Annotated in this window: 14 protein-coding genes; 5 read left to right on the top strand and 9 right to left on the bottom strand. The window is 66.7% G+C overall.

The annotated features are described in order from the left end of the window. Nucleotides 1-182: 182 nt before the first annotated feature. Nucleotides 183-809: a haloacid dehalogenase-like hydrolase gene (locus BN1133_RS07255; protein WP_050665873.1), complete on the bottom strand. Its 627-nt coding sequence runs from the start codon at nucleotides 807-809 to the stop codon at nucleotides 183-185. After that, nucleotides 806-1450, bottom strand: coding sequence for a TIGR01621 family pseudouridine synthase (locus BN1133_RS07250; protein WP_050665872.1), 645 nt, complete (start codon nucleotides 1448-1450; stop codon nucleotides 806-808). The genes BN1133_RS07255 and BN1133_RS07250 overlap by 4 nt, the downstream gene beginning before the upstream one ends. Before the next feature lie 140 nt (nucleotides 1451-1590). Here BN1133_RS07250 and BN1133_RS07245 point away from each other — a divergent pair, with 140 nt between their 5' ends. The 3 genes from BN1133_RS07245 to BN1133_RS07235 all read left to right on the top strand — a co-directional run bounded on the left by BN1133_RS07245 (nucleotide 1591) and on the right by BN1133_RS07235 (nucleotide 5451). Next, nucleotides 1591-2541, top strand: a complete 951-nt coding sequence (locus tag BN1133_RS07245) for a hypothetical protein (RefSeq protein WP_050665871.1) — start codon at nucleotides 1591-1593, stop codon at nucleotides 2539-2541. Nucleotides 2542-2712: 171 nt separating this feature from the next. Continuing rightward, nucleotides 2713-3903 (top strand): amino acid aminotransferase, encoded by a 1191-nt coding sequence (locus tag BN1133_RS07240; protein ID WP_050665870.1) that lies wholly within the window; start codon nucleotides 2713-2715, stop codon nucleotides 3901-3903. Nucleotides 3904-4017: 114 nt separating this feature from the next. Further along, a complete protein-coding gene (locus BN1133_RS07235; protein ID WP_050665869.1) occupies nucleotides 4018-5451 on the top strand; it encodes an NAD(P)/FAD-dependent oxidoreductase in 1434 nt (477 codons plus the stop codon). 63 nt (nucleotides 5452-5514) lie between these two features. Here BN1133_RS07235 and befA read toward each other — a convergent pair whose 3' ends face one another. The 6 genes from befA to BN1133_RS07205 all read right to left on the bottom strand — a co-directional run bounded on the left by befA (nucleotide 5515) and on the right by BN1133_RS07205 (nucleotide 10363). Continuing rightward, nucleotides 5515-6288 (bottom strand): beta cell expansion factor BefA, encoded by a 774-nt coding sequence (gene befA / locus BN1133_RS07230; protein ID WP_050665868.1) that lies wholly within the window; start codon nucleotides 6286-6288, stop codon nucleotides 5515-5517. Nucleotides 6289-6350: 62 nt separating this feature from the next. Continuing rightward, nucleotides 6351-6785: a glutaredoxin-dependent arsenate reductase gene (gene arsC / locus BN1133_RS07225; RefSeq protein ID WP_197273654.1), complete on the bottom strand. Its 435-nt coding sequence runs from the start codon at nucleotides 6783-6785 to the stop codon at nucleotides 6351-6353. Beyond that, on the bottom strand, nucleotides 6782-7831 hold the full coding sequence (arsB, locus tag BN1133_RS07220) for an ACR3 family arsenite efflux transporter (RefSeq protein WP_050665866.1): 1050 nt from the start codon (nucleotides 7829-7831) through the stop codon (nucleotides 6782-6784). The genes arsC and arsB overlap by 4 nt, the downstream gene beginning before the upstream one ends. Nucleotides 7832-7875: 44 nt before the next feature. After that, nucleotides 7876-9624, bottom strand: a complete 1749-nt coding sequence (arsA, locus tag BN1133_RS07215; protein ID WP_050665865.1) for an arsenical pump-driving ATPase — start codon at nucleotides 9622-9624, stop codon at nucleotides 7876-7878. Nucleotides 9625-9633: 9 nt separating this feature from the next. Then, nucleotides 9634-9996: an arsenite efflux transporter metallochaperone ArsD gene (gene arsD / locus BN1133_RS07210; protein ID WP_153006677.1), complete on the bottom strand. Its 363-nt coding sequence runs from the start codon at nucleotides 9994-9996 to the stop codon at nucleotides 9634-9636. 1 nt (nucleotide 9997) lies between these two features. Further along, the gene (locus tag BN1133_RS07205) at nucleotides 9998-10363 is read right to left on the bottom strand and encodes an ArsR/SmtB family transcription factor (protein WP_050666002.1); all 366 of its coding nucleotides are present in this window, start codon (nucleotides 10361-10363) and stop codon (nucleotides 9998-10000) included. Between the two features lie 198 nt (nucleotides 10364-10561). Here BN1133_RS07205 and BN1133_RS07200 point away from each other — a divergent pair, with 198 nt between their 5' ends. Further along, nucleotides 10562-12016 carry a SulP family inorganic anion transporter gene (locus BN1133_RS07200; protein ID WP_050665863.1) on the top strand — a complete coding sequence of 485 codons (1455 nt, stop codon included), beginning with the start codon at nucleotides 10562-10564 and terminating at the stop codon, nucleotides 12014-12016. A gap of 70 nt (nucleotides 12017-12086) precedes the next feature. Here the strand turns inward: BN1133_RS07200 and icd are convergent, their stop codons facing one another. Next, the gene (icd, locus tag BN1133_RS07195) at nucleotides 12087-13340 is read right to left on the bottom strand and encodes an NADP-dependent isocitrate dehydrogenase (protein ID WP_050665862.1); all 1254 of its coding nucleotides are present in this window, start codon (nucleotides 13338-13340) and stop codon (nucleotides 12087-12089) included. Between the two features lie 188 nt (nucleotides 13341-13528). On the opposite strand from icd, the gene BN1133_RS07190 reads away from it, so the two are divergent. Next, the gene (locus tag BN1133_RS07190; protein ID WP_082177947.1) at nucleotides 13529-14278 is read left to right on the top strand and encodes a pseudouridine synthase; all 750 of its coding nucleotides are present in this window, start codon (nucleotides 13529-13531) and stop codon (nucleotides 14276-14278) included.

Here is a 14278-nt window from a genome sequence, read left to right as displayed (position 1 = left end):
GGTGGCTCCTTGTCCCAATGTTAACGGTTTGTTTCATTAGACCGTCAACACAGGGAAAAGGAAGGGGAGAGCTCACCACTCTGGATGAGGCAAACTGCGACAGGATGTAAAGAAGATGTTACTTGTGGCAACGAAAGGCCACTCGGACCGTCCTCCCTGTCAGCAAAAGCTGACAGGGGTGCTCAGTGCCAGTGACGGGCCATCAACTCAGGCAAGCGTTCACGTCCCTGCGCCAATCGCCTCGGCGAGGGGTTGATGAGCCAGGCCTGCCGCCCCAGGGCGAGCAGGGGGAGATCCGAGAGGGCATCGGAGAGCGCCAGCTCGGCGCAGCCACTCTCCATTCCCGGCAGCAGATCCCGTTTGGCCGCCCCGAAGCTGTAGTGGCGTGGCACTATGGCCCCGAGAGAAAACCTCATGCGACTACCCAGCACCCGTCCCACCCGAAGGCCGCCCAGTTGGTGATGGAGCCTGCGCCGCACCAGGGCGCGCGGTGAGGCGCTCACCACCCAGACCCTCTCTCCCTCTCGGGCGAGCAACTCCCTGGCCTCGCTAAAGAGCGACGCCTCGCGCCGGGCATAATCCGCCACCCAGCACCGCCAGCTCCACCCGTCACCCCCCAGGGTCGCGCACCACCAGAGCAGCCACACCGCCTTGGGGCGGGAAAGCAGCCCGAGCAGCAAGAGCAGGGGGCTGAGCAACAGCACCAGGAGCAGGGGCCAGCGACGACGGAGGAGGATATGGCGCAGCAGAGCCCCATGGCTGTCCCCCGCCGTCAGGGTGCCGTCATAGTCGGCCAGGATCAGGTTCACGGGGCGAGAGCCTCGATGGCGGCGCGGGTCTCGGGCAGCACGAAGAGCGCCCCCCACTCGGGGGAAGAGACGAAGTCAAAGGTTTCACCGCCGTGCTCGAACCCCAGGCGCCAGGCGTGCAGATAGCCGCGATCGGCGGGGGTGCCGCCGTAGCGCTCGTCGCCGAGGATGGGGGCGCCGACGCTTTTCAGGGCGACCCGGATCTGGTGGGTCTTGCCGGTCTCGGGGCGGATGCGAAACAGCCGCAGCCCCTCGCGCACCAGGGTCGAGTCGAAACGGCTGATGGCGGGATTATCCAGGGTGCGGGTCAACATCCAGCTGCCGCCGCGCCCCTTCTTCATGTCCCCCCTGATGAGCCCCTGCTTCTTCAAGGGGCGCCGATCGGAGAGGGCCAGGTACTGCTTTTTCATGCGCCGCTCGGCAAAGCCCTGGCTCAGGGCGCGGTTGGCCTGTGGGTGGCGGGCCAGCAACAGCAGCCCCGAGGTCATCTTGTCGAGCCGGTGCACCGGGTAGAGCTCGAGCCCGGTCGCCTCGCGCACCAGGGTGACGATGCCGGGGGCGCCGTCCTCCTCGTGCATGCCGATCCCGGGCCCCTTGTCGATCAGCAAAAAGTCGGGGTGGCGGACCAGTTCACGAAACATACGGACTCCGAAATGGGGAAAAAAGGGATTGTACGGGGAAGGTGCGGCGGCCACAAATCGGCGCCGGATCACGCGCCAGTCCCCTCCCCCTTGCGTCCCGAAGAGGGGCCAGTAGAGTAGTGCGCTGGTTTGGAGGGACTATGACCAACATCGACTTCTCTTCCGGCATGCTCAAGGAGGTGGCCGAGCAGCTGATGACTCAGCCCTCGGTGCTGATCCGCTCGCGCAACCTGCAGCCACTGGTGAGCCTGATGCTGGAAAACGGACTGCTGCTGACCCACTCGCCCCACCGTTATGGGCTGACCGAAGCGGGCCGGCGCTACCTCACCCGTGCCCTGGCCCTGGGGCAACTCGAGCAGGCCCCTCAGGATCCGGAGGAGTGGCTCCACGAGCAGGGGCTCACCCTCCCCACCCCGGTCAATCTGCGCCTGCTGGCCGCCCTCTATCGGCGTCAGGGGCGTCATCCCCTCTTTACCCCTGACGAGCAGGTTCGCCTGGCCGAGCGGGGGGTCGAGACCAGCCAGGACAGGGTGGTGCGCCTGCGCGCCTCCCTCCCCTTGAGCCTCTTCTTCGCGGGAGGGCGCCTGGTCGATGGCGCCCCCCTGCTCGAGACCCTGGGCGAGATCGCCCTGCCCGAGCGCACCCTGCCAGGCTTGGGCAAGCTCATCAGCAACGGGGAGCCCATGGCGCGCCTCATCACCACGGACAGAACCGGCGTCTTCACCACCCTGCCCCTGCCGCCGGCCACCCTGCTCGCCTGGTTGCCTCCGGCTGGACAGGATCTGATGGAACACCTGTGCGCCGCCCTGCCCGCCGCCGTGAGCTGGAGCCACCTCACCGATCTCGATCCGACCGGGATCGAGCGCACCCGCACCCTGGCCGAACGCACCGGCCGTCCACTGACCTGCTGGCTACCCACCGATCTCAGCGCGCACCTGCGCCACTACGGCAAGCCGCTGGAGGGCGCCAGCTGGGAGCCCAGCCGCCTGCCCCGCCCCCTGCTGGCGCGACTCACCCCCCTCATCGAGCAGGGGCTCACCCTGCCTGCCGAGCTGCTCGCCCTGGCCCGTCACTGGGACGCCGTCGGCTAAACGGGATTAGTTTCAAGGCCGCCCACGCACGGGCGCCGTACAGCGCTTTTCCCCCTACTTCGGCAGTGGTATAAAGAAGCGACCGAGGCGTCCGCACGGCAGTTGGGGCGGGCGCCTCTGTTTGCCTCCAAGGACCGCCCCCACTACCACAACGGAATTACAGGGATCATCATGTTTGAAAAGGTTGTAGCCGCCCCCGCAGACCCCATTCTTGGCCTCACCGAAGCGTTTCGCAGCGACGAGCGTGAGCACAAGATCAATCTGGGTGTCGGCATCTACAAGGACGAATCGGGAGCCACCCCCATCCTCAAGTGCGTCAAGCAGGCCGAGCAGAAACTGCTGACCGACGAGAAGACCAAAAACTACCTCGGCATCGAGGGCAACCAGGAGTACGCCCGCATCGTGCAGGGGCTGCTGTTTGGCAAGGGGGCCGAGCTCATCACCTCGGGCCGCGCCAAGACCGCCCAGGCACCGGGCGGCACCGGTGCCCTGCGCATCGCCGCCGAGTTCATTGCGCGCAACCAGCTCGCCAAGACAGTCTGGATCTCCGACCCCACCTGGGCCAACCACGTCAGCGTGTTCCAGGCCGCCGGGCTCGAGGTGAAGTGGTACAAGTACTACGACGCCGCCAGCAAGGATCTCGACTTTGCCGCCATGCAGGACTCCCTGCGCGAGGTCGAGCGCGGTGACGTGGTGCTGCTGCACGGCTGCTGCCACAATCCGACCGGCATCGATCCCACCACCGCCCAGTGGGAGGCCCTGGCCGAGCAGAGCGCCGCCGCCGGCTGGCTGCCCCTGTTCGACTTCGCCTACCAGGGCTTCGCCCGCGGCATCGAAGAGGACGCCGAGGGGCTGCGTATCTTCGCCCGCTCCCACGGCGAGCTGCTGGTGGCCAGCTCCTTCTCCAAGAACTTCGGTCTCTACAACGAGCGGGTCGGCGCCTTCACCCTGGTTGCCGCCAACAAGGCCGTGGCCGACACCGCCTTCACCCAGGTCAAGACCGTCATCCGCGCCAACTACTCCAATCCGCCCTCTCACGGTGCCGCCGTGGTGACTGCCGTGGTCAATGATCCCGCCCTCTACGCGCTGTGGGTCAGCGAAGTGGCCGAGATGCGCGAGCGCATCCGCGAGATGCGCGAACTGCTGGTGGCCAAGCTGGCCGAGCGCGGCGTGAGCCAGGACTTCTCCTTCATCGCTCGTCAGAACGGCATGTTCTCCTTCTCCGGTCTCTCCAAGGAGCAGGTGGCTCGCCTGAAGGAAGAGTTTGCCATCTACATCGTCGGCTCCGGCCGGATCAGCGTGGCCGGCATCACCCGCGCCAACATCGATCCCCTCTGCGACGCCATCGCCAAGGTGTTGTAAGCACCACCCAAGTGTGCCAAGCAGGTCCGCCCGGTGCGGACCTGCTTTTTTTTGCTTGGTCCGGGTCTCCCCTCCCAGTAGGCTGATGCAAACAGTCGAAACGGAGTTCGCTGCATGCCCCATACCCTGACAGACACCCTCTGGGCCCACACCCTGGGGGAGCCCCTCACCCCTCGTCCCCCTCTCACCCGGGATCTCGACGTGGATATCGCCATCCTGGGTGCCGGTTACTCGGGCCTGTGGAGCGCCCTGCTCCTTAAACGACGGGATCCCTCCCTGCGCATCGCCCTGCTGGAGGCCGGGATTGCCGGCGAAGGCGCCTCGGGGCGCAACGGGGGCTGGCTCATGGGCGGCTTCTCGGGCGATCTGAGTTATCTGGCCATGCTCGATGGAGAGCGGCGTGAACAGACACGGCGTCTCATCACAGGTACCGTGGCCAGGGCGGCGACCGAGCTCGCAGGGCTCGGGATCGCGTGCGACCTCGAGCACGGGGGCAACCTGCATATGGCCGCCCGCTACCCCGAGCAGCGACTGCGCCTCGAGGAGGAGCTGGCCACCCTGCGCCAGGCCGGTTTCGGGGAGGAGGATGTGCGGCGCCTCGAGGGGGCTCAGGCGCAAGACGCACTCCAGCTGCCGGACGGGGATCTCGCCCTCTACACCCCTCACTGCGCCCGGGTCCATCCCCTCAAGCTGGTGCGGGGCCTGGCAAGGGCGGTGGAGGCGGCCGGCATCTCCCTCTACGAGCAGAGTCCGGTGCTACGCCTCTCTCCGGGGAGCGTGCATCTCAAGGAACATACGGTGCGCGCCGGGGTGATCGTCTCGGCACTGGAGGGATACCAGCGGCTGCTTGGGCTCGATCAAGGGGCCACCCTGCCGGTGCAGAGCCTGCTGCTCGCCACCGAGCCCCTGAGCGAGTCCCAGTGGCAACGCATTGGCCTGCACCGCCATGAGACCTTTGCCGACGCCTCGCGCCTTGTCACCTATGGCCAGCGCAGCGCCGATGGACGCCTGGTGTTTGGTGCCCGTGGCGGTTACCGCTTCGGAGGCCAGGTCAGGACCCGCTTTCCCTTCACGCCTCGGTACCTGGGGGATGCGCCCAAGGGGGATGAGTTCGATCTGCGCGCGGATCTGCTGCTCGCCCTCTTCCCCCATCTCGCCGGGGTGGCCATCACCCATGGCTGGGGGGGAACCCTGGGGATGGCACGGCGCTTTCGCCCCCACGCCCTGTTCGACCCCCGCCTCGGGCTCGCCACCCTCGGCGGCTACGGGGGAGAAGGGGTGGGCGCCAGCCTGCTCTTCGCCGACACCTTGAGCGAGCTGATCCTGGGTGGCGACGGCTCGCTTGCCACCCAGCCCTGGGCCTATCGCGGCTCTCTCACCACCCACCTCAGACGCTGGGAGGCCGAGCCCATCCCCTGGCTCGGCTACGGTGCCATCTCGGGGCTGTTCCAACTCGAGGAGCGGCTGCTGCGCCGTCCGGTCAGACCCTCCCTGCCCCTCACGCTGGTCACCCCCCTGGCCGATGCCCTGGAGGCGCTGATGCAGTAGCGTCGAGGGCGATGGCAACAGGCTCGGTGCAAAAAGGGAGGGCGGCCATGGCCGCCCTCCTGCTTAGGGGGTGAGATCCTTGTCCACCCAATATTTGGAGCCCGAGATGTTGGCATCGAGCAGCAACCCCTTCTCCCCGATCTGGTAGATGGCCATGCCGCCGTTGTACTTGGCCTTGAGTTCGGCACTCTCCTTGCCGGCCACCACCCCCACCTCGGAGGTCGCCTCCCACCCCTGGGTGACGAAGCGCTCGAAGGTCTCGCGGCTCTCGAACAGGATCACCTGCTGGTAGAACTTGCCGCCAAAGCCGGCAGCCAGCCCGGCCCCGAACATCTTCATATAGGTGTGCTGGCCGCTCTTGCGGTTGACCGCCACCCCGGCCCCCTGATTGGTGTGCAACATCAGGGAGAACTTGCGCGAGTCGAAGACCGCATAGCCGTAGGCGCTGTCAAACAGGAGCTTGGCCGAGGGCTGCTCGTTAAAGAGGCGCACCAGGGCGGTGTCGGCCATGGTGTCGAGGGCCGTACGAGCCTGCTCGGGCGTGGTGGGCTCGAGCATCTCGTCGAGCTTCTTGTCCGCCACCGTCAGCCACTCCTTGCCCTTGGCGGCACTCTGGGCGGTCCACTCCCCGGCCTGGTTATAGGCATCTGAGCCCCAGGCAGAGAGGGAGTCCCAGGTCTGTTTGGAAAAATCCGAAACGCTCTGCCATGTCTCCTTGCCGGTCTCGCTCAGGGCACTGCCCAGATCGGCGGCGGCGGATTTGATCTTGTCCCAGTCGGCGTGGGCCGGCTGAGCCAGCATGGCGGCCACCAGCAGGGCCAGACTCCCTCTTCTCATCGTCGTTGTCCTCGGTTGACAGATGGCTCCATCTTACCCCCAAACCCATGAACGGTGGCTGATCATTCCCCCTCTACGATCCGCTTGCCGTGCGCATCGACCACCTGCTCCCCGTCCTCCTTGGCGAAGGCCCCTTTTTGCTGAGAGGGCAGAATATCGAGCACCCGCTCGGAGGGGCGGCACAGACGCGTCCCGAGCGCAGTGACCACGATCGGGCGGTTGATGAGGAGGGGGTGGGCCAGCATGGCGTCGATCAACTCGTCATCGCTGAAACGATCCTCGGCCAGCCCGAGCGCCTCGAAGGGGGGGACGTTCTGGCGCAGCAGGGCACGCACCGGGATCCCCATGGCGGCGATCAGCCCCACCAGGGTGGCACGATCGGGCGGGGTCTCCAGATAGTGGATGACGGTCGGCTCGACGCCGCTGTTGCGGATCATCTCGAGGGTGTTGCGGGAGGTGCCGCACTCGGGGTTGTGATAGATGGTGATGCTCATCAATGAGCTCCTTGTGATTGTTGATACCAGGATTGACTCCGGTTGACGATGCGCACCACCAGCAGCATGACCGGCACCTCGATGAGGACGCCGACCACGGTGGCGAGCGCCGCCCCGGAGTGGAAACCAAACAGGCTGATGGCCGCAGCCACCGCCAGCTCGAAGAAGTTCGACGCCCCGATGAGGGCCGAGGGGCCGGCCACCGCGTGCTGCTCACCGACGGCGCGGTTAAGCCAGTAGGCGAGCCCTGCATTGAAGAAGACCTGGATGAGGATAGGCACGGCCAGCAGCGCAATCACCAGGGGCTGGGCCAGGATCTGCTCCCCCTGGAAGGCAAACAACAGCACCAGGGTGAGCAGCAGGGCAGCCATGCTCCAGGGCTGGATCCGGCTCAGCAGAGGCTCGAGGGTGCCACGGGCCAGGGCGCGCCGGCGCAGCCACTGGGCCAGGATCACCGGCACCACGATATAGAGCAGCACAGAGGTGAGCAGGGTATCCCACGGCACAGTGATGCTGGAGACACCGAGCAGCAGCGCCACCAGAGGGGCAAAGGCCACCACCATGATGAGATCGTTGAGCGCCACCTGGGAGAGGGTGAAGTAGGGGTTGCCGTTCACCAGCCGGCTCCAGACAAACACCATGGCGGTGCAGGGGGCGGCGGCAAGCAGAATCAGCCCCGCCACATAGCTGTCCAGTTGATCCGCCGGCAGCAGATCGGCAAACAGGCCGCGAATGAAGATCCAGCCCAGCAAGGCCATGGAGAAGGGCTTGACCAGCCAGTTGATGACGAGCGTCACCCCGATCCCCCTCACGTGCTCGCGCACCTGGTGCAGGGCCGCGAAGTCGATCTTGATGAGCATGGGGATGATCATCACCCAGATGAGCAGGCCGACCGGCAGGTTGACCCGGGCCACCTCGAGGGCGCCGATGGTCTTGAAGAGACCGGGCAGCCCCTGGCCCAGTGCGATGCCGACCAGGATGCAGAGGGCTACCCAGGCGGTGAGGTAGCGTTCGAAGAAGCCGATGGGGCTGGCAGAGGGGTGAGACATAGAGACTCCGGATTGGGGGGTGGCCACCCGGGCCACCCTTGGACTTAGGGTTGAGTAAGGGCAAGCAGGGCTGCGCTGCCAACCGGCTCGACCACCTGCAGCGGCACGCTGGCCGCGCGCAGGCTCTGGGCCGTGACCGCCGCCAGTTGCGGCCGCTGGGCGCATGCACGCAGCCGCAGCAGGGGCGCGCTCACCGTGTCCGGTAGCACCTGATTGACCAGCCAGCCCCAGGGCTCGATGCCGGCGCGGCGCAGGTCGGCCTGCAGAGCGGCCGCCTCCAGCACAGGGGTGGGCTCGGGCAGGGTCACGATCAGCACCTTGGTGCGCGCCGGGTCCTGCAACTGCATCATGGGAGTGGTGAAGTGCAGCCCCTTGCTGCCCATCTGGCGCGCCACCTCCCTGTGGTAGGCACCGGTGGCGTCAAGCAGCAGCAGGGTATGGCCGGTCGGGGCCGTGTCCATCACCACGAACTGGCGCCCCGCCTCGCGGATGATGCGTGAAAACGCCTGGAACACGGCGATCTCGGCGGTGCAGGGGGAGCGCAAATCCTCTTCCAGCAGGGCGCGGCCGGCGGCATCGAGACCGCCCCCCTTGCTCGCCAGCACCTGCTCGCGATAACGGATCGTCTCTGCCTCGGGATCGATTCGGCTGACCGTCAGCGTCTGTGACGCCTCGGCCAGGGTCTCGCTCAGGTGCGCCGCCGGATCCGAGGTCGACAGGTGCACCCGATGGCCACGGCGCGCCAGCTCCAGGGCGACGGCGGCGGCCAGGGTGGTCTTGCCCACCCCGCCCTTGCCCATCAGCATGATGAGGCCATGCCCCTCCCCCTCGAGGGAGTCCACCAGCGAGCTCAAGGGCGGCAGGGGTGAGGGCGCCACCTCGACCGCTGCCGACGCGCCACTCCCCTGCCCTGCCAGCAGGGCGCGCAGGGCATCGACCCCGACCAGGTTGGTGTCGAGCAGCGGCAGCCGGCTCTGGGGCAGGGTGGCGAGATCCCCCGGCAGCTGGGCGAGGGCCGCTTGCTCGCGCCGCCACAGGGCCGCGGCCAGGGGATCCCCGGCGATGGCCGCCTCGGGGAAGAGGCCGTTGAGCACCAGATGGCGATGGGTGATACCCAGTGCCGCCAGCTCCTTGCCGGTGCGGGCCACCTCGCGCAGGGTCGCCCCCTGGGCGCGGGCCACCAGCACCAGGCGTGTCTGCATTCCGTCACACAGGGCTTCCACGGCGGCGCGGTAGCGATGGCGCTGCTTGTCGAGGCCGGCCAGGGGGCCGAGGCAGGAAGCATCCCCCTTGCCCTGCTCGAGAAACTCGCTCCAGGCGCCGGGCAGTTGCAGCAGGCGCAGGGTGTGGCCGGTCGGCGCCGTGTCAAACAGTATGTGGTCATACTCGGCGCGCAGGGCCGGGTCGGTGAGCAGGGCGGTGAACTCATCGAAGGCGGCGATCTCGGTGGTGCAGGCGCCGGAGAGCTGCTCCTCGATGCGGTGCACCACCGCCTTGGGCAGACGACCGCGCACCGGGCCGACGATCCGCTCGCGATAGTCGCGCGCGGCGGCCTGGGGATCGATCTCGAGGGCGCACAGCCCCGGCACCACTCCTATGGTCGTGATCCGGTTGCCGATGGGGGTCTCGAACACCTGCGCCACGTTGCTGGCGGGATCCGTGCTCACCAGCAGCACCCGCCGCCCGCGCCCGGCCAGGGCGATGGCGCTGGCACAGGCAAGCGAGGTCTTGCCCACCCCGCCCTTGCCGGTGAAGAAGAGATAGGGGGGCGCATCGTGCAAAAAGGCCGACATGGTCTCTCCTTAGCAGCAGCCGCTGCCGGGCTGACAGGGTTTGACGATCCCCTTGATCGGGGAAGGGGCGGCCAGGCCGGCGAAGCGGGCCAGCTCGCGCCGGCTCGGGTAGCGCCCGGTCAGCACCACCTGACCATCGACCAGAGTGAGCGGCAGCCCCTCCTCGCCCGCCAGGGCCAGGAAGGCGCTCACCGCCGGGGTGTCGGCAAATATCATGGGCTGCTGGGCCAGGTTGTAGCGCTCAAAGGCCACCCCTTGCTCGCGCAGCCAGGCCAGATCGGCGGCGAAGGTGACCAGGGCCGGGTCGACCTCGGTGCCGCAGATACCACTGGCGCAGCAGAGCGCCGGATCGAAGAGTTGGATCGCCATCAGATCACTCCTTGTTGCAACAGGTGGGGGGCAGCACGGCCGGGGAGCAGCCGGCATCGGCGCGCAAGGCCTCGCACGCCTCGGGGTGACCGGCGCAGCACTCCTCGGTGAGATAACCGATGAGCCCGAGCATCAGGGGGATGTTGGCGCGATAACGCAAGAACCGCCCCTCCTGCTCGACGCTCAGCAAGCTGGCGCCCAGCATGGCCTTCAGGTGAAACGAGAGGGTGTTGGGGGCGACACCGAGGGTGGTGGCCAGCTCTCCGGCCACCATGCCATCGAGACCGGCCCGCACCAGCTCTCGCCAGGCAGCCAGACGCACCGGCGAGGCGAGGGATTCGAGCACCCTGACGGCGCTCTCGGAAGGCATGGGTTGTGACATGTGAGATCCTCGATTCGCTTCAACCATTCAACTATACAAGAAATATTGAAACGATCAATTCACCATCACCTTATTCCCCTGTCGCCTTGCCCCTGCCCCTCCCCTTTGTTAGAGTCGCGCGCCGCGCGGCCTGCGCGCCATCACAATAACGAGCGCCAAGGGCGCCACAAGGAGCTAACACAACCCATGCGTGAGCGCATCAAACAAGAGTGGTTCGGTAATGTCAGGGGGGATCTGCTGTCGGGTACGGTCGTGGCCCTGGCCCTGATCCCGGAGGCCATCGCCTTCTCCATCATCGCCGGCGTCGATCCCAAGGTGGGGCTCTACGCCTCCTTCTGCATCGCCGTCATCATCGCCTTCACCGGCGGCCGCCCGGCCATGATCTCCGCCGCCACCGGCGCCATGGCCCTGCTGATGGTGACCCTGGTGCGCGAGCACGGCCTGCAATACCTGATGGCCGCCACCCTGCTCACCGGCTTGCTGCAGATCCTGGCCGGCTACCTGCGCCTCGGCGCCCTGATGCGCTTCGTCTCGCGCTCGGTGGTGACCGGCTTTGTCAACGCCCTGGCCATCCTCATCTTCATGGCCCAACTGCCGGAGCTGACCGACGTCAGCTGGCAGGTCTACGCCATGACCGCAGCCGGGCTTGGCATCATCTACCTGTTCCCGCGCCTGCCGCGCATCGGTACCCTGCTCCCCTCGCCGCTGCTGTGCATCGTGCTGCTCACCGCGGTGAGCGTCGGTCTCGGCCTCGAGGTGCGCACGGTCGGTGACATGGGCGCCCTGCCGGACACCCTGCCGGTCTTCATGTGGCCCGAGGTGCCCCTCAATCTCGAGACCCTGGCCATCATCTTCCCCTACTCCGCCGCCCTGGCCGTGGTGGGACTGCTCGAATCCCTGATGACCGCCGCCATCGTCGACGAGATGACAGGCACCCGCAGCGATCGCCACCGCGAGTGCAAGGGCCAGGGGCTGGCCAACATCGCCGCCGGCCTGATGGGCGGCATGGCGGGCTGCGCCATGATCGGCCAGTCGGTCATCAACGTGAAATCCGGTGGCCGCGGCCGCCTCTCCACCCTGGTGGCAGGAGCCCTGCTCATCGTCATGGTGGTGTTCCTGGACGAGTGGATCCGCCAGATCCCCATGGCGGCCCTGGTGGCGGTGATGATCATGGTATCCATCGGCACCTTCTCCTGGGGCTCGGTGCTGCGCATGCACAAGACGCCCCTGGCCACCAACCTGGTGATGCTGAGCACGGTGGCCGTGGTGGTGGTGACCCACAACCTGGCCCTCGGGGTGCTGACCGGGGTGCTGCTGGCCTGCCTCTTCTTCGCCCACAAGGTGGCGCGCACCCTGCTGGTACACAGCGACAGCGAGCGCCACGGCGCCACCCGCACCTACCGGGTACACGGCCAGGTCTTCTTCGCCAGCACAGAGCAGTTCTGCGCCGGCTTTGACACCGGCGAATCCCTCGAGCGGGTGGTGATCGATGTCAGTGACGCCCACTTCTGGGATCTCAGCGCCGCCGAGGCCCTGGCCACGGTGCGTCGCCGCTTCGAGGCTGCCGGCACCGAGGTGCAGCTGACAGGCGTGAGCGACGCCAGCGCCGCCCTGCTCGGCCGCTTCGCCCCGGCGACCTGAGCGCGCGCCGCGTCTGGCGCCCATAAAAAAGGCCAGCCCCGTGGGGCTGGCCTTTTGCATCTTCACAGACTTACATCTGGTCGATCATATCCTGGGCGAACTGGGAGCAGGAGCGCAACGTGGCCCCTTCCATCAGACGCTCGAAGTCATAGGTGACGGTCTTATTGCGGATCGCCGCTTCCATCCCCTTGACGATGAGGTCGGCCGCCTCAACCCAGCCCAGGTGGCGCAGCATCATCTCGGCTGAGAGGATGAGCGAGCCCGGGTTGACCTTGTCTTGACCGGCGTATTTCGGCGCGGTGCCGTGGGTCGCCTCGAACAGGGCCACACCGTCACCGATGTTGGCACCCGGCGCGATGCCGATGCCGCCGACCTGGGCCGCCAGGGCGTCGGAGATATAGTCACCATTGAGGTTCATACAGGCGATGACGTCATACTCGGCCGGACGCAGCAGGATCTGCTGCAGGAAGGCGTCGGCGATGACATCCTTGACGACGATGGTCTTGCCGGTTTTCGGGTTCTTGAAGGAGCACCAGGGGCCGCCGTCGATAAGCTGGGCATCGTACTCTTTCTGGGCCAGGGCATAGCCCCAATCCTTGAAGGCACCCTCGGTGAACTTCATGATGTTGCCCTTGTGCACCAGGGTCACGGAGTCGCGATCATTGTCGATGGCGTACTCGATGGCGGCGCGCACCAGGCGCTCGGTACCGGCCTTGGACATGGGCTTGATGCCGATGCCGCAGGACTCGGGGAAGCGAATCTTCTTCACGCCCATCTCGTTTTGCAGGAAGGCAATCACCTTCTTGGCTTCGTCGCTGTCGGCCTTCCACTCGATACCGGCGTAGATGTCTTCGGCGTTCTCGCGGAAGATCACCATGTCGGTCAGATCCGGACGCTTGACCGGGCTCGGGGTCCCTTCGTAGTAACGAACCGGACGCAGGCAGACGTAGAGATCCAGCTCCTGGCGCAGGGCCACGTTGAGGGAGCGAATGCCGCCGCCGACCGGGGTGGTCAGGGGGCCCTTGATGGCCACGCAGTATTCGCGGATGAACTCCAGGGTCTCGGCCGGCAGCCAGACGCCTTCGCCATAGACGTGGGTGGATTTCTCACCGGTGAAGATCTCCATCCAGGCGATTTTGCGCTCGCCCTGGTAGGCCTTCTCGACGGCGGCATCGACCACCTTGAGCATGGCCGGGGTCACATCGACACCGATGCCGTCACCCTCGATGTAGGGGATGATGGGGTTGTTCGGCACATTCAGCTTGCCGCCGGCGGCGACGGTGATCTTCTGGCCCTGGGAGGGGATAACTACTTTGCTTTCCATCGGCATCTCCTAACATCCGATTGTTATCATTGTGTAAGTAGAGCGGGGCCATCTTAGCCCGTCCCACCCTGAAAAGAAATGGCTCACCAGGGCTTTATGACTCATCGGATTAGCCGCCATTGGCCGTGGGGAAAGGGCATCTGCTACACTGCGCGCCATCCAACTACCGCCCGCAGGTAATCGCTTTTATGACCCCCTTGCGCCCTCCCCGATCTCGCCGTCCCGATGACACCAGGCCACGCCCCTCCCCCGAGGCGCGTAGCATAGTGCTCTTCAACAAGCCCTACATGGTGCTGTGCCAGTTCACCGACGAGGCGGGTCGCGAGACCCTCAAGGATTACATCAAGGAGCCCGGCATCTATGCCGCCGGCCGGCTCGACAGAGACAGCGAGGGGCTCTTGCTGCTCACAAGCGACGGCCTCCTGCAGGCACGCCTCACCCAACCGGGGGAGAAGCAGCCCAAGACCTACTGGGTGCAGGTGGAGGGGGAGCCCACGGACGAGGCGATCCAGGCCCTGTGCGCCGGGGTGACCCTCAACGACGGCCCCACCCTGCCGGCCCGGGTGCGTCGCATGGCGCCGCCCGCCGTGTGGGAGCGCACGCCCCCTATCCGCGAGCGCAGGGCGATCCCCACCAGCTGGCTCGAGATCACCATCGTCGAGGGGCGCAACCGCCAGGTGCGGCGCATGACCGCCCACATCGGCCATCCGACCTTACGCCTCATCCGCTACGCCATCGGTCAGTGGACCCTGGACAATCTGGCGCCGGGTGAATATCGCACCCTGCCGGCCCCCGAATTACCCCCGCGCGCCGCAACGCCACGACAGCCGACCAGGGCCAGGACCCGCGAGCACCACCCGGCGAGCCGGGCAAACCGTCCGGCCGGCAAAGGGCGCGGCACGGCCCGTCGACCGGCTCGCCACAAGCAAGGAGAGTAA

Origin of the sequence: Aeromonas schubertii (assembly GCF_000820105.1) — a bacterium.
Lineage (GTDB): Bacteria > Pseudomonadota > Gammaproteobacteria > Enterobacterales > Aeromonadaceae > Aeromonas > Aeromonas schubertii.
Note: the sequence above shows the minus strand (reverse complement) of the source record. Positions and strands in the feature narration are given on the sequence as shown.